This window comes from uncultured Veillonella sp., from assembly GCF_900545795.1.
Taxonomy (GTDB): Bacteria; Bacillota; Negativicutes; order Veillonellales; family Veillonellaceae; genus Veillonella_A.
The window spans coordinates 26,909-47,624 of record NZ_URAR01000003.1 but is presented as its reverse complement, the minus strand read 5'-3'; the positions used below and the strand labels follow the sequence as shown (position 1 = coordinate 47,624).

Below are 20,716 nucleotides of genomic sequence, written 5' to 3'. Positions count from 1 at the left end.
ATGGCAGAGTTTACGCTTCAGGAGGTGTTGTCAGTAACCGGTGGCACCTATGAGGGCAAAGCAATAGATACAACACAATTTACTTCTGTATCAACGGATACGCGCACCATTGGAGCAGACTCTTTGTTTGTAGCGCTCACTGGTGATACATTTGATGGCCACGATTTTTTAGGTCAAGCAAAAACGAATGGTGCTGTAGGGGCCCTCGTAAAAAAGGGCAAGACCTTTGAAGGCCTTATCTGCATTGAAGTGGAATCCCCTTTGTTAGCCTATCAACAATTAGCTAATTATCATCGCCGCCGTTTTGAAATCCCTGTGGTGGCTATTACAGGTTCTTCTGGAAAAACAACGACTAAAGAGATGGTAGCGGCTGTATTGAGTACAAAATATAATGTGCTTAAGACAGAAAAGAATTACAATAATGAAATTGGCTTGCCTAAAACTTTATTACAATTAACGCCAGAGCATGAGGCTTGTGTAGTAGAAATGGGCATGCGTGGGCTAGGGCAAATTGATGAGCTAGCGCGCATTGCAGAGCCTACTATGGGGATTATTACAAATGTAGGTAACAGCCATATTGAACTTTTAGGGTCGCGCGAAAATATTGGTAAAGCTAAAGCAGAATTGATTCATCACATTAAGGCTGATGGAGTAGCTATTTTAAATCAGGACGATGATATAGTTCGTGAAATGAGTCAATATACTGAAGGTAAAACAATTTTTTATGGTATTAAAGAGCAAGCGACTATTTCGGGCTTTAATCTTCGCTATAAAAAAGACGGCATTAAATTTACTTGCCGTGCCTTTGATGAAATCTTTGATGTGTTCTTACCTATGATAGGGGAACATAATGTATATGATGCGTTGGCGGCTATTTCAGCTGGTCGCGCTTTGGGCATTTCCGCACAGAAAATTGCTAAAGGCTTAGGAAACTTTAGTGGTATGCCAATGCGTCAAGAGATTATATCCTTCCCTGATATTGTGATATTGAATGATTCTTATAATGCCAATCCAGCGTCTATGGCAGAGGCAATTAAAGCCTTAGGCCAATTAGAGGGGAAGCGAAAAATTGCCATGCTTGGCGATATGTTAGAACTTGGTGAATTCACTGAAAGCAGCCATCGCGACATTGGTGATTTACTAGTAGCAGAAGGCTATAGTGAAGTATATACTTTTGGGGAAGCGGCTCGATTTATTGCTCGTGAGGCGAAGGCGAAAGGGCTTAAGGCCTCCTATGTATGTTCAAGTCATTTAGATATGGCAAATATGTACTTTGACAATCGTCAAAAAGGTGATGTTATTTTAGTAAAAGGATCTCGTGGCCTTCGCATGGAACGAGTAGTAGCTGAAATAAAAGAACGTGAAGCAGGCCTATAATCGAGTTTAATTAAGAGTGGACGTAGAGTATTTTTCAAAAAGTGGGGAAATATATTTGCATTACTTCTTGTAATGTACTACCATAGATAACGGCCTATAGTAATAAGGCCTTTAGCTATAGAAAGTAAGGAGCGAAATTTGGAATGACCATGCAGTTGTTATATACGTTTATTACCGCTTTGGTATTAACGCTATTATTAGGAAAAATAGGAATACCGATGTTACGGAGTTTACATGCGCAGCAAAGTATTCGTGAAGAAGGACCAAAGGCGCATCAAGCAAAAGCAGGAACCCCGACTATGGGCGGTATTTTCATATTGCTTGCATTGGTACTAGCGGTACTTATTTTTGCCCCTTGGACTATGTCTACATGGGTGTTGTTATTTCTCACCATTGGCCATGGATTATTGGGATTTTCTGATGATTTTATTAAATCAGTAAAAAAACGTAATCTCGGCTTGACGGCTAAGCAAAAATTATTAGGACAGATCATTATGTCGGCTATTTTTTGCTATATTGCTACAGAAGTAATGACTTTGTCGACGGCTTTGTGGATTCCACTTTTGAATATATCTGTAGACCTAGGTTTATTCTATTATGTATTAGTATTTATCATTATTGTAGGTACTACTAATGCAGTTAATTTAACTGATGGCTTAGATGGTTTAGCCGCTGGCACATCGGCAGCAGCTGCTATAGCATACACAGTTATTGGCATGCTCGTATTCCAGGATAATGTAGCAGGTGCTATTGTATCATTTTTCAGCATTGCCTTATGTGGTGCTGTACTAGGCTTTTTATATTACAACTCCAATCCGGCTAAAGTATTTATGGGTGACACAGGGTCCCTCGCTTTAGGTGGAGCCTTTGCAGGCATGGCAATATTGACTAAAACAGAGCTTTTGTTAATTCTTATTGGCGGCGTTTTTGTTATGGAAGCCTTATCGGTAATTATCCAAGTTATATCATTTAAAACACGTGGTGTTCGCGTGTTTAAAATGAGTCCAATTCACCATCATTTTGAGTTGTCCGGTTGGGGCGAGCAAAAGGTGGTAACACGCTTTTGGCTGGCTAGTTGCCTTTGTGCAGTTGTAGGTTTATTATTATTTGCTTTACGATAGGTAGGCGTTATTATGGAATTTAAGGGTAAGCAGATTCTCGTCTTAGGTGCTGGACGCAGTGGCATTGGCGTAGCTCATGTATTAGCTACTGTGGGAGCACAGGTGGTGCTAAATGATTATAAAGAAGTACAGCTTGCTACTTCAGAGCAAGCATTGCTGACTCGTAGTGGCGTTACAGTCATTACAGGGCATCAAGAAAATGAATTGCTTGATAGTGTAGACTATGTTGTAGTATCACCAGGGATTGCCCTTACGATTCCTATTTTAGAGGAAGCTAAAAAGCGTCAAATTCCGATTGTGGGGGAAGTAGAAGTAGCCTTCAAACTTTCTAAGGCGCCTATATTAGGTGTTACAGGAACAAATGGTAAAACCACAACTACTACATTATTAGCTAAGGCTATGGCTAAGACGGGGAAATCTATTAAAGTTGGCGGTAATATTGGGCAATCTTTAAGTGAAGAAGCCTTAACTATTGATTCAAATGGTTATTTGGTGGCCGAGCTATCAAGTTATCAATTAGAAAGTGTAATTGAATTTAGACCTGTTGGGGCTATTATGCTCAATATTACACCTGATCATTTACAGCGCCATAAAACTATGGAAGCTTATCAAGCGGCAAAGGAAAATATATTTAAGCACCAAGGGCCAAGTGATGTTATAGTTTTAAATATGGATGACCCAGTGGTGGCACGTATGGCAGATTATGTGCCGAGCAAAGTACTTTGCATCAGTCAAACACAGCGCGTCACTGATGGAGCGTATTTTGCTAATAATACTTGCTATGCTGTAAAAAATGGAGAATCAGAAGTAGTAATTACAGCGGATCGTATTCACATCCCAGGTCAGCATAATATTGAAAACATATTAGCAGTTATTGCCTTAGCTTATCATTTTGGAGTGAGTGCCCATGATTTAGGTGAAGTCATCGAACAGTTCCAAGGCGTTGAACATCGCATAGAGCGCGTGTTTACCATTGATGGCGTTACTTTTTACAATGATTCTAAGGCTACGAATACTGATTCTGCTATAAAGGCTTTAGAAGCTTTCAAAAAGCCGGTTATCTTGCTAGCTGGAGGCTATGATAAGATGACTGATTTAACAGATTTTATGGCAGAAGTAAAAGTAAATGCTAAAGTATTGATTTTAATGGGCGCTGCGGCGCAACGTTTTGGTGAAGCGGCAAAAGCGGCCGGTGTAGAGTCAATTTACTTTGTTGATTCCATGAAAGAAGCAGTAGCTAAAAGTTTTGAATTAGCTACTACTGATGATATTGTATTATTGTCACCAGCTTGTTCTAGTTATGATTGGTATCATTGTTTTGAAGAACGCGGTGATGATTTTAAACAGGAAGTACAGGCCTTAGCTCAGTGTTATAACAGCACAGGAGGCAAAGAGCAGGCTATACATAAAGGAGCACAGTAATGAAGCGTATCATTATTTCTGGTGGTGGCACGGGAGGCCATATATATCCTGCCATCACTATTTATAAAGAAATAGCAGCTATGACCGATGCAGAATTTTTATATATTGGCACGGAGCATGGTCTTGAGGCAACTTTAGTGCCAAAGGAAGGAATTCCTTTTAAAACCTTGCCAGTGCAGGGGTTGGATCGTAACTTGTCATGGCGCGCGCTAGTTACTTTAGGAAAGACAATGGGGGCCTTGTTCAAGGCCAATAAAATTATTTCTGATTTTAAACCAGATGTTGTTATTGGCACTGGCGGTTATGTATGTGGTCCTATTTTATTAGCGGCCGCTTTAAGAAAAGTGCCGACTTTGATTCAAGAGCAAAATACCATTGCAGGGGTGACTAATAAAATTTTAAGTCGCTTTGTTGATGTAGTAGCGGTTGGCTTTGAAGAAGCAAAAGCAGCCTTTAAAAAAGCTAAGCGAGTGGAGTACACTGGAAATCCAGTGCGTCCAGAAGTTTTAATTGACTCTCGTGAAGAAGGGCGCGAATTCTTCAATCTTAAAGATGGTGAGTTCACCGTATTAATTGCTGGTGGCTCGCGCGGCGCACGGAGTATTAATACGGCTATGATTGAAGTGCATAAGCATTTCAAAGATGTAAAGGGCATAAAGCTCATTCATGTAACAGGTACGAATGAATATGATTCTGTACTTAATGCACTGGGGGCGACGGCTGGTGATTCGTATAGTGAATCGTCCTTGATTATGCCTTATTTACACGATATGCCCAAGGCTTTAGCTGCAGCAGACTTAGCTGTGTTTAGAGCTGGTGCGGTAGGTTTAGCAGAGCTTACTGTGCGCGGTATTCCATCTTTATTAATTCCATATCCTTATGCAGCAGAAGATCATCAGACTTATAATGCACGCGCTTTAGTTAGTGCTGGTGCGGCGCGTATGATTGTAGACAAAATGTTAAGTGGTAAGGATTTAATCAGTGAAATCGAATACTATAAGCAAAATCCAGGCGAATTAGTGCGCATGTCAAAAGCGGCGAAATCTTTAGGGAAGCCACAGGCAGCACATCATATTGCAGCCTTAGCATTAGGAATTGCTAAATAATTAAAATATATATTGTAAGGAGTTATTATCCATGTTAGAAGGCATACATAAAATACATCTCATCGGCATTGCTGGCTCAGGTATGCGAGCTATTGCCAATATTTTAATCAGCCAAGGCTTTGATGTGTCTGGTTCAGACATTCAAGAGTCGGCTACAACTGAAAAATTTCGCCAAATGGGTGCTACTATCCATATTGGTCATAATGCTGACTATGTAAACGGTGTTGACGCCGTTGTGCGTTCAACAGCGATTCATAAGGATAATCCAGAGTTAGTGGCAGCACAGGAAGCGGGGATTCCTGTATTGCATCGCTCCGATATTGTTAAAGCTGTGCTTGATGTAACAAAGGGCATTGCTGTAGCAGGGGCTCATGGAAAAACAACCACGACCTCTATGTTAGGACAAATTTTTGTGGAGGCAGGCCTTGACCCTACTGTTATTATCGGTGGTGAAGTAGACTATTTAGGTGGCAGCAGTGCATGGGGAAAAGGTGAGTATAGCATTGCTGAAGCTGATGAAAGCGATGGTTCATTCTTGAAGCTTAATCCACAGTTTATTGTGATTACCAATATTGAAAATGACCATATGGACCACTATGGAACTATGGAAAATTTACTACAAGCTTTCACTGAATTTGTGGAAAAGATGCCACAAGATGGCTTAGCAGTAGTCTGCGGTGATAATAAGAATATTCGCCATATTATGAGTCAAGTAGATCGTCAATTTGTGACCTATGGTTTAGAAGACGGTAATGATGTATTAGTAAAGAATGTACATTATGAAAAAGGCATCCTTGTATATGAAGCCACTACTAAGGACGGCGAGGTGCTAGGAGAAGTGCGCTTACGTGTGCCAGGTACTCATAATGCACTTAACTCCTTAGGGGCTTTAGTATTAGCTCGTCAATGTGGAATTCCAATGGACTACATTTTAACAGCCTTGAGCAAGTTTACTGGTGCGAAACGTCGCTTTGAAACCAAGGGGCATGAAAAAGGCGTATGGGTTGTAGATGACTACGCTCATCATCCTACTGAAATCAATGCCACATTAAGTGCTGCTAAAGCCTTGGAGTCACATCGCGTAGTGTGCGTATTCCAACCACATCGATATACGCGTACTAATTTATTATTAAAGGAATTTGGCTCTGCCTTTGCAAAAGCTGATGTATTATTTATTACGAATATTTACAGTGCCGGTGAAGAACCTATTGAAGGTATTGATGGTCATTCCATTCCGAACATGGTGGAAGCTACTACAGGGCAAACGGTACATTATATTCCAAATATCGATGATGTGCCAGCTAGGGTAGCTGCTGTATTAAAAGCTGATGATTTAGTATTGACTATGGGTGCTGGTAGTATTAATCAGTATGGTCCTAAAATACTTGATGTATTAAAGAACGAGGCTTAAGATGAAAGAGAAACATATAATTGTATTAATGGGCGGCCCTTCAAAGGAAGCCGAAGTGTCTCGCCGCACTGGTGAAGCTATTGCCGAGGCTTTGAAGAGTTTAGATTATAAAGTAACCGCTTTGGAGTTTGAACCTACTACAGTAATCGAAGATATTAAACGCCTTAAGGGCGATGTTGTTTTTATCGCCATTCATGGTAAATTTGGCGAAGATGGTGCTGTTCAAGGCTTACTGGAGATTGCTGGTATTCCATATACTGGCTCTGGCATTATGGCGCAAGCTGTAGGCATGAATAAAAAAATCAGTAAAGCTGTATTCTTAGGTGCACAGATTCCGACGGCGCGCTCTATTTCCTATGATGCGAATAAGACGCCAAAAGAAGATATTGTGGAGCATATTGAAGAGCATTTTGATTTGCCTGTAGTGTTAAAACCGGCTACGCAAGGATCCAGTATTGGTGTAACAATCGTGCGCGATGCTAGAGTATTGGCTAATGCAGTTGCTGAAGCAGTGGCATATGACCCTATTTTAGTGGTGGAACAATATCTAGATGGTCGTGAGTTTACCGTGTCCGTCCTAGATGGTAAAGCTTTGCCAGTCATTGAAATCCGCCCTCATTCTGGGGAATATGACTATGAGTCTAAATACACTACTGGTGCCACTGACTATATTGTGCCTGCTCCCATTGATGAAGACTTAACTGCAAGAATGCAGGCCATTGGGGAGCAAGTATATAATGAGCTACAATGCGCAGGTACGATTCGCGTAGACATAATGACGAATGCAGAAGGTGAGCCATTTGTATTGGAATATAATACGATTCCAGGTATGACGGCTACCTCGCTTGTGCCTAAAGCAGCCCGTGCGGTAGGGATTGACTTCCCTGAGCTTTGCGAGCAGATTTTACATTCTGCTGGTGTTGGCAAATTTTAAACAGATAGATTTTACTATGGAGAATAGATATGAGTGAAGAGCATGGTCGTGATTCGTCAAATTCTCATATTGTAGCCCCAAAGCATATGAGGTCCTTTGCAGAAGATTTAGAGCGAGGCCGTAGCGATACGCGCCGACCTTTATATGATTTTGACCAAGAGCCTCTTCATGAAGTTGGTGATGAGCCACAAGATACGAGACCTACTAGGCCGACGGGAGCAATGCCACCGGTGCCACCAAAAAAGTCTTGGCGCAGACGCTTGACAATTATTGGTCTTTCTTTATTAGCCCTATGGCTTTTATTGCTTATTTTGCCCATACCATTTGGGACAATACAAGTGATAGGTAGTCAAAAGGTAACTGTGGCAGATGTAATGGCAGCAGGAAATATTCGCAATCCTATTAATTTAGTACAAATCAATCCCAATCATTTAGAGGAGCGATTGCAACATGATTTGCGCGTTGAGACAGCGAAGGTTTCCTATGCATTTCCATTAACTTTAGAAGTGACAATTAAAGATCGCAAGGCAGCCGCTGTTGTGGCTACGCAATTTGGTTTTGCCACATTAGATCGAACTGGTCGCGTTATTAATATTGGACCAGCCATTGAAGATACGACAGCACCTATTATTTCTGGCGTAAAATTAGGTAATGTATTGCTTGGTGATATGATTGAAAGCCAAGCGATTAAAGGTGCCTTAACTTATTTGTCCTCCTTAGGTGAAGAGGGACAGAAGAGTATTTCAGAAATTAATGTAGGTGACACTAAGCAATTAGTTGCGTATACGGTAGATGGTTTGCCTCTCCGTTTGGGAGATATGACGGATTTAGATAAAAAAGGGCCTTTATCTGAAAATATGCTGCGAGATATTAAGGCTCGTGGAGTAGCAGCTGAATATGTTGATGTAAATATTAAGGCGCCTTTCATTAAGACGCCATGATGGAAGAGGAATCATGTTAAAGCAAGGTCGTTGGGCCATAGCGGCCGTAAGTATGCTCATGGGCCTTATGTTTGTCAGTCAGTACCGAATGACGCAAACGATTGCACAGAGCAATGTTAACTTACAACGTGCAGGAGATTTAGCACGAGAATTAACGGCAGCTCAAAAAGAACGTGATGAGCTGCGCGAGCAATTAGAACAAATTCAACAAGGTGGTGCCTCAGCCAGTGCGGTTAAGGATATCAACTTGCTAAAACAACGAGCAGGGCTTACTGATGTAAGCGGACCTGGCGTTGTCATTACAATTAATGATAGTAAAGTGCCTGTGAAGGACAATGAAAATCCTAATTTATATTTAATTCACGATGAAGATATTTTACGTGTACTCAATGAATTGCGGGCTGGCGGTGCTGAAGCCATCGCTGTGAATGACCAGCGATTACTGGGCATCTCAGAGGTTCGCTGTGCAGGACCGACTATAATGGTTAATGGTAAAGTTTTTGGTCCTCCTTTTGTGATTAAAGCGATTGGCGACCCTAAAACCTTATCGGCTTCCCTCACTATGCGCGGTGGTGTAGTAGATACACTTAAGTATTGGGGTATTGAGCTTAAGATTCAAAGAGAAGAACAAATTGTTGTACCAGCTTTCTCTGGCACATTTAGAGAAGATCATGTGAAGACCATGGCTGAAGGAGGCGGTAAAAAATCATGATTTATGTATTTATCGCCGGTGGATTAATTATAGGGATTGTGTTAGGGGTAATGTCGCCTATCGAGATTTCTCCTATTTATGCTAAATATACTTCAGTTGCTTTACTCGCTGCTTTAGATAGTGTATTTGGTGGTACTCGAGCTGCCTTAGAGCGAGTATTCAATTTATCAATCTTTTTAACTGGTTTCTTTTCTAATTCATTATTAGCAGCCTTGCTTGTTTTTTTAGGTAATATTGTAGGCATCGATTTATACTATGTGGCCTTAATTAGCTTTGGCCTTCGCCTATTTCAAAATATGGCAGCCATTCGCCGCTTGATTTTATCGAGACGAACTAAGTAATTTTTTGTAGATAAAGTAAGGTTGTCTAATAGGTGAAGTAAGCATTTTACAATACGCTTAAAGGAACAAGAAAAAGTAGTACAATAAATTAATTTTAAAATCAAAATTATGGAATCGCTATTTTCTGAATTTATAGATTTTTACAAAACAAAATGTATAGGCTGTATAGAAACAGTAGCTAATTTCAAAAAAATAGTGTAAAATGAAATGAAACTAGTTATAATAATACTGAATATTAATCATTTACTATACATAGGAAAACTTACGGGCAACAGGAGGAGGAACGTAAATGTCAGATTTCGCAAACATTAAAGTTATTGGTGTAGGTGGCGGCGGTAGTAATGCCGTTAATCGCATGATTGATATGGGTCTACAAGGGGGGGACTTTTTAGTAGCAAATACAGAAACTCAAGCCCTAGAAAGCTCTAAAGCAGAAGTAAAACTTCAAATTGGCGAAAAAGAAACTAAAGGCCTTGGTGCAGGCGGTAACCCAGAAGTAGGGGAAAAAGCTGCTCAAGAAAGTCGCGAAGAAATTATGAAAGCCTTACAAGGCGCTGATATGGTATTCGTAACTGCTGGTATGGGCGGTGGCACTGGTACTGGTGCAGCTCCAGTAGTAGCAGAATGCGCTCGTGAACTTGGTGCATTAACTGTTGGGGTAGTTACTAAGCCATTTACTTTCGAAGGTAAAAAACGTAAAGGTCAAGCTGAAGGTGGCGTAGATATGCTTACTAGCAAGGTTGACACTATTATCGTGATTCCAAATGATAAATTATTACAAGTTGTAGATAAGAAGACTAGCTTACAAGATGCATTCCGCACTGCTGATGATGTACTTCGTCAAGGTATTAAAGGGATCTCCGATTTAATCACTGTAAATGGTCTTATTAACTTAGACTTTGCTGACGTTAAATCCATTATGTCCAATCAAGGGGAAGCTCTTATGGGCATTGGTATTGGCGAAGGCGAAAACCGCGCTGTGGAAGCAGCTAAAATGGCAATTAACAGCCCATTACTTGAAACTTCCATTGAATGCGCTAAAGGCATTCTCTTAAATATTACTGGTAGCAATGACTTAAGCTTATTTGAAATCAATGAAGCGGCTGAAATTATTTCTGAAGCAGCTGATCCAGAAGCAAATATTATCTTTGGTTCTGTAATTGATGAAAATTTAGGTGATCGCATTCAAATTACAGTAATTGCTACAGGTTTTGGCAACAAACCAAAAACTGGCGTAGTTAAATCTCCTTTCGGCAGAATTAACAATGAGATTCCTAGCTTTTTAGAAAAACGCTAATATAAGGCATTACCATAAAAACTTACTACTTTTAAAGATGTTTAATTTTAAAGAATAGATTAAAATATACTTTCAAAGTTGTTTGTTTTTTGATACACTATATAAAGAATAAGTATTCAATAATTAATGTAGTAAAAGGGAGGAATTACAATGAAGAACAAATTTTTAGTAACTACCTTAGCAGCTATGATGGTAACTGGTGCAGCATTTGCAGCATCCGTACCTGTAACTCAAATCGAAGAAGGTCAAAACAAAGTAGCAGTAGAATACTCCTTTGACCAAAAAGTAACTGGCGAAAGTGGTCATGCTGATGGCTTCGGTGCTTCCTTACAAACTGGTTTAAATGATAAATGGGGTTTACAATATTCCTACAATCGTGTAAATCTTGACCATGGTAGCGATTTAAAAGATCATGAATTAACTGCTGTGTACAATATTCACCCTAACTTCAACCTTTATGCAGGCGGTACTTATGTACGCGTAGATGGCGAACATGAAACTGGTATCCAAGCTGGTGTAATTGGTTACATGCCATTCACTGATCGTTTAAATGGTTATGCAAAAGTAGGTTTTGGTAATGACATTAAAAACACTTACCAAATCGGTGCTACTTATGCATTAAATCATGAATGGGATCTTAACGTATACTATCAATACGATAAATACGATATCAATGGCAACGATAGCACAGTTAAAGGTTTCCATGCTGGTTTAGGCTATAACTTCTAATTTTAAATTAGTATAAGTAGTCAAATTGTAATGAAATAATGAAGGAGTATCTCCGCAAATCAAGATTTGTGGAGATACTCCTTTTCTTTTTTATAAATACCATAGTGTATACAATATTCTTTCTTGAAAATACAAAAATCTTGCTCATTTGGACTTTTTCCTCTTGTAAGAGACCTTTATTTTCGCTATTATAAAAGAGTGAATTACTTATGATGATGGGAAGGTGTAGTATATGACTATGAGTATGGCAGCCTCACAAGCGCGTGGAAAAAAATCTAAAGATTGTATTTTTGCTTTAAATTCTAGAGCGCAAGAAGAGGCAAAGGTATTAGGTAAAGATAAGGTAATCAATGGTACCTTAGGATCCATCATGGATGAAAATGGGGATATTGTATTTTTGAAAACAGTGGAGCAAGAGTATTTAAACTTGCCAAGAAATGAATATGTTGCGTATGCTCCTATTGCAGGCTTACCAGAATATTTGGATGCGGTAGTGAAAGAGTGCTTTGGAGAATCTAAACCTGATGCATTTATTGAAGCTGTTGCTACTGCTGGTGGCACTGGTGGCATTCACCATTTAGTACATAATTATACTGACCCTGGCGATACTGTATTAACTGCTGATTGGTATTGGGGCGCTTATAATCAAATTTGTAATGACAATCATCGCTATTTGAAAACCTATCGTCTATTTGATGAACAGCGACAATTTAATTTTGCTAGCTTTAAAGAAGAAACTGATGCTATTGCCGCATCGCAGGAAAATGTAGTGCTCATTTTCAATACACCTGGTAACAACCCAACAGGCTTTAGTTTAACTGATGAAGATTGGGACAAGGTAATTGAATATGTAAAAGAGCTCGTTAAAAATGGTAAAAATAAAGTTATCATTGCTTGTGACGTAGCTTATATTGACTATTCCGGTGAAAAGCAGACAGTTCGTCGATTCTTCAAAAAGTTTAGTCATTTGCCAAAAGAAATTTTAGCAGTTGTATGCTATAGTTTATCTAAAGGCTTTACAATGTATGGTCAGCGTGTAGGGGCTATGTTAGGCGTAAGTTCTGAAGAAGAAATTGCGAAAGAGTTTAAAGAAGTAAATTCCATTACATCTCGTGCTACATGGTCTAATATTTGTCGTCCTGCTATGCGCACTATGGCTAATATTGTAAATGATCCAGCTAAATTAGCGGCTTATGAAGCAGAGCGCAATGAATATTGTGAGCTCATTCAGGAGCGTGCTCGTATTTTTGCGGAAGAAGCAGATCAAGTAGGCTTGCCATGTTTACCATATTGTGGCGGATTCTTCTTAACGATTCCTACTGAAAATAGCATGGATATTGTAGAAGCTTTGGCTAAACAACATATCTATGTGGTGCCACTTGGCCATGGTGTTCGCGTAGCTGCTTGCAGTATTACTAAAGCAAAAATGAAGGGATTGGCAACTACTATTTATAATACAATGAAAGAGTTGGGCTCTTTATAACATAATAAAAGACAGGTTCTGCTAGGCTATAAGCTAGTAGGGGACCTGTCTTTTTGTTTAGTTTAGTTTTTTGTCTGTTTTTGATGTGTTGGAACTAGGTTCTTCATCTACAAATTCAATACGGTCTAATTGATCTTTCACTTGATTGCGAATGAAGCTTAGGTACACAGCATAGAGTTCTTTTTTTTCAGCTAGTTCTTCTTCAGTTAAAGGAATACCAGATTTCTTTTTATGTGCTAATTCATTAATTCGTTTTAATGTATCATTTATATTCATAGAGACCTCCTATTTATATTTTCAATTATACCATACTTTGTAAATGCTATGAGAGTGTTGTATTTTTTATCTTATAAAAGTCAGATATAAGACAGAAGCTACTAAAATAGGTAGAGTAGATTTAAAATAGATAGATTAGATTTAAAATAGATAGAGTAGCTTTAAATTAGATACAGTAGGTACTAGAATAGATAGGGCAGATATTAGATTTGATACAGCACATACTAGGTGGTAAAATTTTGATAAATTCGAAAATATAGTGCTATAATAAAGTATTGTTATTATATAATTTCAAAGTTGGAGATAAATATGCGCGTAACAAAAGCGATAAAAAGTGAACAAATTCATATATTAGAAACTGTATATAAAGATGCGAAGGTAGCTCTTGACTATAATAATCCCTTTGAGTTATTAGTAGCCGTTGTTTTGTCCGCACAATGCACAGATGAGCGCGTAAATATTATTACTAAGCGCTTGTTTCCAGCGTATGATCATCCCGCTAAAATGTTAGCCTTAGGTGTTCCTAAGTTAGAAGTGTTGATTCGCGACTGTGGTCTGTATCGTGCTAAGGCGGCGAATTTAATAAAAACCTGCCAAATATTATTAGAAAAATACCATGGCGAGGTGCCAGAACAGTTTGATGAGTTAGTTACCTTGCCAGGGGTAGGGCGAAAAACTGCTAATGTATTGATTTCTGTATTGTTTAATACCCCGGCCATTGCCGTAGATACACATGTATTTCGCGTATCCAATCGATTGGGTCTAGCTCGTGGCAAAACTCCTGATGAGGTAGAGGAGAAACTGAAGAAGGCCATCCCTATGGATAAATGGAGTGCCGCTCATCATTGGATTATTTGGCATGGACGTAAAATATGTAAGGCGCGCAAGCCTTTATGTGGCGAATGCCCATTGGCTCAGGTGTGCCCTTCGGCAGGAAAGGAATAATGAATGACTGAAATAAAAAATAGCCAGCTTCGTAAATTCTCGTTACAACCCTATGAAGCACTAGGGATACGAGGCGAGAATGTAATTAATGAGATTATCCGCTGTATAGCGATGAAACATATACTTGAAGAGGCACATCCGGCGTATAAAGAGGCACCAGACACTGTAGATGTACAGGATTTATTTGATGCTGCTAAGGCGACGGAAGCTGATTTTGGCCCTTTGCCATTTAATGAAGTGTTAGTTGATCGCGAAGCAGTAAAGCAAGTCTATATAATGTCTATTCCTAATGAAAAAGACAGTGGTTCATTACCTAGGATTGTAAGTGAAACGGGGTACAGTGAAGGCCTCGCTGGTGGGGCACTTTTACGAGAACCGTTGGAGCGTATTGTAGAGACATTAGCGACAAGTGAAGGAATGATTTTATTTGCTTATGTAGAAGAGTATTTAGATCTCTTGCCTTTTATTATGAAGCAAATTCCAATGGAGCGCTTGTTATTATATGTTGTGTCTGAGGCAACAGCTCATATGATAAAAGCATTATATCCTTTGGCACCTGTCATTACTGATTGGCCAGAAGATGTAGTATTTGACCATATTGTAGCAGCTACTACGGGGCTTTTCCGTGCACCAGTAGCTATTATGGAAGAATTAGCATTGCGCGTAGGCAATATTACACCGGAGGGAACGGCTCATTTTTTAATTCCTATTAGTGCTGTGCAAGATCAAATGGGTGTTAATCGCATGGCCATTCAATTTATGCTCTTGCAAAAGCGCTTGGAAGTAGTGCGTGAATGGGCGCCTTTAGGTGTGTATGAATTTGCTTATACAAATCATGACATCAAAAAAGTTAGACTTGAAATAGCTGAACTTGTTGCAGACGGGATTGCTAGCCAAGGCGTGACTCCGGGGAGTATGGTGCGAACTACGCCATTTATTGCTTTGCCTCATGAAGTACTAGCTAGCATGGATACGTTCTCGCTAGTGGCTTATGGATTGTCTCTTTGTGGCATTGCACCAGCTTTGCAAGCTCAATTGCCAACCCTTGGTGAAGACGGTTACATGACGGTGGACAGCAAATTGCCTGCGTATCGTCAAAAACTTATGTATGCCGCTGGTGGCATGAAGTTATTGGTAAAACGAAAAGGCACTGATGTGACTATATCCCTTGAAGTAGTGGAACCAAAACGTGACTTTACAGCGTCTATGACTGAAGAGGCCTATGATGCCATTGTAAATGAAAGCCTGCCTACGATGAGTGAAGCAGAATCGTATTGGTTTTTCCCTGATGAACGAGCGGCTTTTTTATGGCATGCCTTCTTTAGCAGTGAAAAAGGGAAAATTATTTTAAAAACATTAGCTCAAATGGTCATTTCTACGCCTGCTTTATTGCAGTTGATGGGCAGTATACGTCGTCAAATAGTAAAAGAAGAGGGCTTAAATGAATTGACTACAGCATTGAAGGCGGCAGCCACTGCTTATGAACAGGAGCTTGTAGCGATTAAGTCTAAATATGAGATGCAAATCGATTCATTGAGTGAAGGCATAATTCCAGACACTATGCGATTTGATAAAAAATAAAAATCTAAATTGACAGACCTAAGTAATTAAGCTACAGTATAACAATAGACGAGGAGGGATACTATGGCAGTTGTAAATTTTGAAATATATAAAGTATTAGGCACTTTATCTGAAAATAAAGATGGTTGGAAGAAGCAATTAACTTGCACAAGTTGGGGACGTTATAACCCAAAATTTGACCTTCGCTCTTGGGATAGCGAATACAATGGTATGACTAAAGGCATTACTTTATCTTTGGAAGAAATCATTGCACTTCGCGATTTATTAAATGAAGTAGATTTAGAAGAAGCCATGGAAGAATCGCTTAAAGAGCGCGCTGAAGCTAAGGCCGCTGAGAAAGCGGCTGAACAAGCAGGGGAATAAGAATAATTTTTCTTCTTTAGTTGCATTAAGTGATTGACCATGATATAATCAATAAGCATAGTTTTGGACAGTGGAAAGAGGTGTATAGAATGAAAGAAGGAATTCATCCTAATTATGGTGAAGCTACCGTAACATGTGGCTGTGGCAATACATTTAAAACTGGTTCTGTTAAGAATGATCTTCGCGTTGACGTTTGCTCCAACTGCCATCCGTTCTTCACAGGACAGCAACGTACTGCTCAAGCTCGCGGTCGTATCGAACAATTCAACAAGCGTTACGGTAAATAATTACTGTAGTCTAGCTATACAAATAATACGGCAGAGCTTCGGCTCTGCCTATATTTGTTTATGGGAGGAGACGCTTTGGAAGAAAAAAGAGTTAAGAAATTTGTTGGAGGCCAGGCCGTCATTGAAGGTGTAATGATGCGTGGCCCAAGATATACAGCTACAGCAGTGCGCGAGCCAGATGGCAATATTGTGGTCGATTCTTATACGACTTCGTCCATTAGTGACAAGTATCCTATTTTGAAGAAACCTATGTTACGCGGCTGTGTAGCCCTATATGAATCCTTGGTTATCGGCATGAAAGCCTTAGCGTTTTCAGCGAAAGCGGCCGGTGAAGAGGAAGAAGAAATGACTAATAAAGAGATTGCTCTGACTATGGCATTTTCAACTGTAGTGGCGATTGGCTTGTTTTTAGCCTTGCCAACTTATGCAGCAAAACTTATTCCTGGCATAGGAGATAATCATTTCTTACTAAATATAATTGAAGGTTGTATACGTTTAGTCTTGTTTTTAGCCTATATTTGGGGCATTGGACAGACTAAGGATATTCAGCGCGTGTTTCAATATCATGGGGCTGAACATAAGACGATTCATACTTATGAAAATGACATGCCATTAACCGTGGAAAATGTGCGTCGCCATTCAAGATTACATGCTCGTTGTGGCACTAATTTCTTGTTGATAGTAATGGTGACCAGTATTTTTGTTTTTGCCTTCTTGGGCTGGCCTAGTTTATGGGAGCGAATTGTATCACGTGTAGTACTCATGCCTGTAGTGGCAGGGATTGCGTATGAATTAATTCGTTTAGCTGGTCGCAGTGAAAATGGCTTTGTAAAATTCCTCATCACACCGGGTTTGTGGTTGCAGTATATGACAACTCGTGAGCCAGAGGATGATCAAATTGAAGTGGCCATTAGAGCCCTAGAAGCAGTGCGCCCAAGTGAAGCAGAAGCGTACGAAAGTTAAGCGTTAGTTAACACCTGAAAGGGGTATCTTTTTCGATGGTATTAGTTGATAAACTACAAGTAATTGAAGATAAATATATGGACTTGGAACAGCGCATTAGTGACCCTGAGGTAATTGCCCGTCAACAAGAGTGGCAAAAACTTACGCGCCAACATGCTAGTCTTACGGAGACAGTAACTGCTTTTAGAGAGTACAAACAAACCTTAGCAGGGATTGATGAAGCTCTTGAAGTATTAGAAGATAAGTCCATGGATGAAGAATTTCGTGAAATGGCACAGGAAGAACTTAAGGAACTTAAAGAGAAGAAAGAAGAGTTAGAAGAACGCTTGCATATTCTCTTATTACCTAAAGATCCTAATGATGATAAAAACGTTATTGTGGAAATTCGCGGTGGTGCTGGCGGCGATGAAGCGGCTCTCTTTGCGGGGGATTTATTCCGCATGTATACTAAGTATGCAGAAGCTCAAGGTTGGCGTTGTGAAATTATTGATTCTAATGCGCCAGAATTGGGCGGCTTTAAAGAAGTGGTGTTCTCTGTAGATGGGAACAGCGCTTATTCTAAGCTTAAGTTTGAATCTGGTGTACATCGTGTACAGCGCGTACCAGAAACTGAATCATCCGGTCGTATTCACACGTCTACAGTGACTGTAGCGGTACTTCCTGAAGCAGAAGATGTGGATATTGAAATTAATGACAAAGATTTACAAATTGATACATATTGTGCCAGTGGCGCTGGTGGACAGCACGTTAACCGTACGGAATCAGCTGTACGTATTACGCATAAACCAACTGGTATCGTAGTAGCTTGTCAGGATGAACGTTCACAATTAAAAAATAAAGATAAGGCAATGCGCGTTTTACGTGCGAAGTTGCAAGATAAAGCGGAACAAGAAGCGGCTGCTAGCTTAGCAGCAGATCGTAAGAGTCAAGTAGGGACTGGGGATCGAAGCGAGCGTATTCGTACCTATAATTTCCCTCAAGGCCGTGTTACTGATCATCGCATCAATTTAACCCTTTATAAATTAGATCAAGTTTTAAATGGCGATTTAGATGAATTAATTCAAGCGCTAATTGCAGCTGATCAAGCAGCTAAGATGCAGGAGACGGATAACAATGCCTAAGGAGCTTTGGACTATAGGTCGACTGCTCCAATGGACAGAGCAGTATTTTCACACCAAAGGCGTCGAATCAAGTCGCTTGGATGGGGAAGTACTGCTTTCTCACGTTTTAGGCGTCGATCGAATTTATTTATATACTCATTATGATAAGCCTATGACAAAGGAGGAACTAGATAAGTTTCGCCCTTTAGTCGTAGAGCGCGCCAGTGGTTATAGTGTAGCTGCTGTAACTGGGAAGAAAGAATTCATGGGTCTTATGTTTTCTGTTTCTAAAGATGTGCTCATACCGCGTCCTGATACAGAGACGATTATTGAAGATTTATTGAGTCAAATTTCACCTGAGGCAGCGCCCTATATATTGGATGTTTGCACAGGTCCGGGCACTATTTTATATAGCTTATTGCATTATTTACCAAAGGCGACAGGCCTTGGCCTAGATATTTCAAAAGAAGCCTTGCAGATGGCAGCTATTAATCGGGAGCAGCTTCAATTAACTGAGCGCGCTAAATTATGGCAATCAGATATGTTGACTGCTTTAGAAACTGATGTGAATACGTATAAAGAAGCCTTTGATGTTATCGTGTCAAATCCACCTTATATTCCGAGTAAGGATATGGCGGATTTGGCTCCAGAAGTTTTAAATGAGCCTCATATTGCCTTAGATGGTGGTGAAGATGGTCTTGATTTTTATAGACAGCTTTTAGCAAAGGCACCACAGTTTTTAAGATCAGGTGGCTTCTTAGCCTTTGAGATTGGCATTGGCCAAGAATCTGAAATAATCGAACTAGCAAAGGCAACTGGTGCCTATGGTGAAGTTACTATGACTAAAGATTTAGGAGGCATAGTACGGGCCTTGCGGTGGAATAAGAAATAACGAACAAGAGACCCATTATGGGGAGGTCGAAATAACTGGATGAGTAATCAAGAAGTAAAAGAAGACAATCAAACTGAAGTAGATAATCAAGTAAAAGAAGAGAATCAAACTAATCTAGATAATCAAAAAAGAGCAGATAATCAAAAAAGAGCAGATAATCAAATAAGTACAGATAATCAAGTAAAAATAGATAATCAAGTAAAAATAGATAATCAAGTAAAAATAGATAATCAAGTACAATCAGCTAGTCAAACAGCAAAACGCACTGTTGATAATCTAGCCCCTGGTGTGCTAGCAGACTTTGATGTAGAGACGGTAATTTATAAAGACTTTACGCCAGAAGTAATTGCTGAATTAGGGCAGCTGCTTCAAGAGGGGAAATTGGTAGCCATTCCCACTGAAACGGTATACGGCTTAGGTGCCAATGGCTTAGATGAAGTGGCTATGGGGCGCATTTATGAGGCCAAAGGGCGACCATCAGATAATCCTCTCATTTTGCATGTTCCTAATAGCGAGGCTGTGGCTCCTCTAGTACAAGAAGTACCATTAGTAGCTAAGCGATTGATGGAGGTTTTTTGGCCAGGCCCTTTAACTATTATTATGCCTAAGTCAGAGGCAGTGCCTTTGCGCGCTACAGGTGGTCTCTTAAATGTAGCTTTACGCTGCCCAGATCATGAGATTTGTCGCCAGATTTTATTAGCTGCTGGTGTGCCGGTGGCGGCCCCAAGTGCTAATATATCGGGACGGCCTAGTCCTACGACAGCCTCTGATGTATATGAGGATATGAAAGGACGCATTGAAGCCATTGCTGATGCTGGCCCTTGTGAGGTAGGTCTAGAGTCGACGATTGTAGAATGCCATGCTAAGGGTGTTACAATTTTACGTCCTGGGGCGATTACGAAGGCTATGCTAGAAGCTGTATTAGGTGAAGGGCAAGTTGATTTTGACGAAGCTCTTACGGCTCCTGAAGTAGCCCCTAAGGCACCAGGCATGAAATATAAGCACTATGCACCTAATGCTAATTTAATCACTCTTGTAGGGACTAATAAGGAACTCAGTAAGGCATTAGGTGAAGTATTAGAGACTAGAGGACGTTTTGTGTCCTGTATGATAGACTATAAAGATTCATCGCAGTTTAAAGTGGCTGTCACTCCATTTAGTGAAGCTGATAAAATTGGTCTTTTGGTGAGTGAAGAGGTAGCTGCTGAATTAAAGGGGACGCTGGACCATTTCGCTTTGCCTTATCATCTAATTGTGTATGGCAAGTCTTCTGACTATAAAAGTTTAGCTCGCAAATTATATCGTTCGTTATTGGAGTTCAATGAAGCTAAGGTAACTCGTATTTTTGCTACTGGTGTTAAGCCAGAAGGGCTAGGCAAGGCCATTATGAATCGCTTAGATAAAGCCAGTGCGCACCAAGTATTTTATATCTAAT

The 20,716-nt window shown here is 39.9% G+C and carries 21 protein-coding genes; 20 read left to right on the top strand and 1 reads right to left on the bottom strand.

Annotated features, from left to right (window positions below):
* From murF to QZR90_RS02420, 12 genes are all read left to right on the top strand, one after another.
* Entirely contained in the window at nt 1-1,377 is a 1,377-nt protein-coding gene (murF, locus tag QZR90_RS02475; protein WP_295788393.1) for a UDP-N-acetylmuramoyl-tripeptide--D-alanyl-D-alanine ligase, read from the top strand.
* Between the two features lie 143 nt (nt 1,378-1,520).
* Entirely contained in the window at nt 1,521-2,498 is a 978-nt protein-coding gene (mraY, locus tag QZR90_RS02470; RefSeq protein WP_295788391.1) for a phospho-N-acetylmuramoyl-pentapeptide-transferase, read from the top strand.
* A gap of 12 nt (nt 2,499-2,510) precedes the next feature.
* Nucleotides 2,511-3,920, top strand: a complete 1,410-nt coding sequence (gene murD / locus QZR90_RS02465; protein WP_295788390.1) for a UDP-N-acetylmuramoyl-L-alanine--D-glutamate ligase — start codon at nt 2,511-2,513, stop codon at nt 3,918-3,920.
* Nucleotides 3,920-5,026: an undecaprenyldiphospho-muramoylpentapeptide beta-N-acetylglucosaminyltransferase gene (gene murG, locus QZR90_RS02460; RefSeq protein WP_295788388.1), complete on the top strand. Its 1,107-nt coding sequence runs from the start codon at nt 3,920-3,922 to the stop codon at nt 5,024-5,026. Before murD ends, murG begins: the two co-directional genes overlap by 1 nt.
* A gap of 31 nt (nt 5,027-5,057) precedes the next feature.
* Nucleotides 5,058-6,437, top strand: coding sequence for a UDP-N-acetylmuramate--L-alanine ligase (gene murC / locus QZR90_RS02455; RefSeq protein WP_295788386.1), 1,380 nt, complete (start codon nt 5,058-5,060; stop codon nt 6,435-6,437).
* Between the two features lies 1 nt (nt 6,438).
* Nucleotides 6,439-7,371 carry a D-alanine--D-alanine ligase gene (locus tag QZR90_RS02450; RefSeq protein WP_295788384.1) on the top strand — a complete coding sequence of 311 codons (933 nt, stop codon included), beginning with the start codon at nt 6,439-6,441 and terminating at the stop codon, nt 7,369-7,371.
* A gap of 29 nt (nt 7,372-7,400) precedes the next feature.
* The gene (locus QZR90_RS02445; protein ID WP_295788382.1) at nt 7,401-8,312 is read left to right on the top strand and encodes a cell division protein FtsQ/DivIB; all 912 of its coding nucleotides are present in this window, start codon (nt 7,401-7,403) and stop codon (nt 8,310-8,312) included.
* 13 nt (nt 8,313-8,325) lie between these two features.
* On the top strand, nt 8,326-9,024 hold the full coding sequence (locus tag QZR90_RS02440) for a DUF881 domain-containing protein (RefSeq protein WP_295788379.1): 699 nt from the start codon (nt 8,326-8,328) through the stop codon (nt 9,022-9,024).
* Complete coding sequence (locus tag QZR90_RS02435; protein ID WP_295788378.1) at nt 9,021-9,365, top strand: small basic family protein; 345 nt, start codon at nt 9,021-9,023, stop codon at nt 9,363-9,365. Before QZR90_RS02440 ends, QZR90_RS02435 begins: the two co-directional genes overlap by 4 nt.
* 289 nt (nt 9,366-9,654) lie before the next feature.
* Nucleotides 9,655-10,662 (top strand): cell division protein FtsZ, encoded by a 1,008-nt coding sequence (ftsZ, locus tag QZR90_RS02430; protein WP_295788377.1) that lies wholly within the window; start codon nt 9,655-9,657, stop codon nt 10,660-10,662.
* A 150-nt stretch (nt 10,663-10,812) separates the two neighbouring features.
* Complete coding sequence (locus QZR90_RS02425; protein ID WP_295788375.1) at nt 10,813-11,391, top strand: outer membrane beta-barrel protein; 579 nt, start codon at nt 10,813-10,815, stop codon at nt 11,389-11,391.
* A 232-nt stretch (nt 11,392-11,623) separates the two neighbouring features.
* The gene (locus QZR90_RS02420; protein ID WP_295788374.1) at nt 11,624-12,874 is read left to right on the top strand and encodes an aminotransferase class I/II-fold pyridoxal phosphate-dependent enzyme; all 1,251 of its coding nucleotides are present in this window, start codon (nt 11,624-11,626) and stop codon (nt 12,872-12,874) included.
* Between the two features lie 57 nt (nt 12,875-12,931).
* Here QZR90_RS02420 and QZR90_RS02415 read toward each other — a convergent pair whose 3' ends face one another.
* Complete coding sequence (locus QZR90_RS02415) at nt 12,932-13,150, bottom strand: DUF896 domain-containing protein (RefSeq protein WP_295788372.1); 219 nt, start codon at nt 13,148-13,150, stop codon at nt 12,932-12,934.
* Between the two features lie 309 nt (nt 13,151-13,459).
* Between QZR90_RS02415 and nth the strand changes: the two genes are divergently transcribed.
* The 8 genes from nth (at nt 13,460) to QZR90_RS02375 (ending at nt 20,715) form a co-directional block, all read left to right on the top strand.
* Nucleotides 13,460-14,095, top strand: coding sequence for an endonuclease III (nth, locus tag QZR90_RS02410; RefSeq protein WP_295788370.1), 636 nt, complete (start codon nt 13,460-13,462; stop codon nt 14,093-14,095).
* Nucleotides 14,096-14,098: 3 nt separating this feature from the next.
* Complete coding sequence (locus QZR90_RS02405; protein WP_295788368.1) at nt 14,099-15,676, top strand: hypothetical protein; 1,578 nt, start codon at nt 14,099-14,101, stop codon at nt 15,674-15,676.
* A gap of 63 nt (nt 15,677-15,739) precedes the next feature.
* Nucleotides 15,740-16,039, top strand: coding sequence for a YdbC family protein (locus tag QZR90_RS02400; RefSeq protein WP_295788367.1), 300 nt, complete (start codon nt 15,740-15,742; stop codon nt 16,037-16,039).
* A gap of 89 nt (nt 16,040-16,128) precedes the next feature.
* Nucleotides 16,129-16,326 carry a 50S ribosomal protein L31 gene (rpmE, locus tag QZR90_RS02395; RefSeq protein WP_295788365.1) on the top strand — a complete coding sequence of 66 codons (198 nt, stop codon included), beginning with the start codon at nt 16,129-16,131 and terminating at the stop codon, nt 16,324-16,326.
* Nucleotides 16,327-16,386: 60 nt separating this feature from the next.
* A complete protein-coding gene (locus tag QZR90_RS02390) occupies nt 16,387-17,289 on the top strand; it encodes a DUF1385 domain-containing protein (protein ID WP_295788363.1) in 903 nt (300 codons plus the stop codon).
* 35 nt (nt 17,290-17,324) lie between these two features.
* Nucleotides 17,325-18,410, top strand: coding sequence for a peptide chain release factor 1 (gene prfA, locus QZR90_RS02385; protein ID WP_295788360.1), 1,086 nt, complete (start codon nt 17,325-17,327; stop codon nt 18,408-18,410).
* On the top strand, nt 18,403-19,281 hold the full coding sequence (gene prmC / locus QZR90_RS02380) for a peptide chain release factor N(5)-glutamine methyltransferase (protein WP_295788358.1): 879 nt from the start codon (nt 18,403-18,405) through the stop codon (nt 19,279-19,281). Before prfA ends, prmC begins: the two co-directional genes overlap by 8 nt.
* A gap of 39 nt (nt 19,282-19,320) precedes the next feature.
* Nucleotides 19,321-20,715, top strand: coding sequence for an L-threonylcarbamoyladenylate synthase (locus tag QZR90_RS02375; RefSeq protein ID WP_295788354.1), 1,395 nt, complete (start codon nt 19,321-19,323; stop codon nt 20,713-20,715).
* Nucleotide 20,716: the final 1 nt, after the last annotated feature.

Coding starts and splice junctions, on each gene's coding strand:
- murF (WP_295788393.1), top strand. CDS start 1: ATGGCAGAGTTTACGCTTCAGGAGGTGTTGTCAGTAACCGGTGGCACC.
- mraY (WP_295788391.1), top strand. CDS start 1,521: ATGACCATGCAGTTGTTATATACGTTTATTACCGCTTTGGTATTAACG.
- murD (WP_295788390.1), top strand. CDS start 2,511: ATGGAATTTAAGGGTAAGCAGATTCTCGTCTTAGGTGCTGGACGCAGT.
- murG (WP_295788388.1), top strand. CDS start 3,920: ATGAAGCGTATCATTATTTCTGGTGGTGGCACGGGAGGCCATATATAT.
- murC (WP_295788386.1), top strand. CDS start 5,058: ATGTTAGAAGGCATACATAAAATACATCTCATCGGCATTGCTGGCTCA.
- QZR90_RS02450 (WP_295788384.1), top strand. CDS start 6,439: ATGAAAGAGAAACATATAATTGTATTAATGGGCGGCCCTTCAAAGGAA.
- QZR90_RS02445 (WP_295788382.1), top strand. CDS start 7,401: ATGAGTGAAGAGCATGGTCGTGATTCGTCAAATTCTCATATTGTAGCC.
- QZR90_RS02440 (WP_295788379.1), top strand. CDS start 8,326: ATGTTAAAGCAAGGTCGTTGGGCCATAGCGGCCGTAAGTATGCTCATG.
- QZR90_RS02435 (WP_295788378.1), top strand. CDS start 9,021: ATGATTTATGTATTTATCGCCGGTGGATTAATTATAGGGATTGTGTTA.
- ftsZ (WP_295788377.1), top strand. CDS start 9,655: ATGTCAGATTTCGCAAACATTAAAGTTATTGGTGTAGGTGGCGGCGGT.
- QZR90_RS02425 (WP_295788375.1), top strand. CDS start 10,813: ATGAAGAACAAATTTTTAGTAACTACCTTAGCAGCTATGATGGTAACT.
- QZR90_RS02420 (WP_295788374.1), top strand. CDS start 11,624: ATGACTATGAGTATGGCAGCCTCACAAGCGCGTGGAAAAAAATCTAAA.
- QZR90_RS02415 (WP_295788372.1), bottom strand. CDS start 13,150: ATGAATATAAATGATACATTAAAACGAATTAATGAATTAGCACATAAA.
- nth (WP_295788370.1), top strand. CDS start 13,460: ATGCGCGTAACAAAAGCGATAAAAAGTGAACAAATTCATATATTAGAA.
- QZR90_RS02405 (WP_295788368.1), top strand. CDS start 14,099: ATGACTGAAATAAAAAATAGCCAGCTTCGTAAATTCTCGTTACAACCC.
- QZR90_RS02400 (WP_295788367.1), top strand. CDS start 15,740: ATGGCAGTTGTAAATTTTGAAATATATAAAGTATTAGGCACTTTATCT.
- rpmE (WP_295788365.1), top strand. CDS start 16,129: ATGAAAGAAGGAATTCATCCTAATTATGGTGAAGCTACCGTAACATGT.
- QZR90_RS02390 (WP_295788363.1), top strand. CDS start 16,387: ATGGGAGGAGACGCTTTGGAAGAAAAAAGAGTTAAGAAATTTGTTGGA.
- prfA (WP_295788360.1), top strand. CDS start 17,325: ATGGTATTAGTTGATAAACTACAAGTAATTGAAGATAAATATATGGAC.
- prmC (WP_295788358.1), top strand. CDS start 18,403: ATGCCTAAGGAGCTTTGGACTATAGGTCGACTGCTCCAATGGACAGAG.
- QZR90_RS02375 (WP_295788354.1), top strand. CDS start 19,321: ATGAGTAATCAAGAAGTAAAAGAAGACAATCAAACTGAAGTAGATAAT.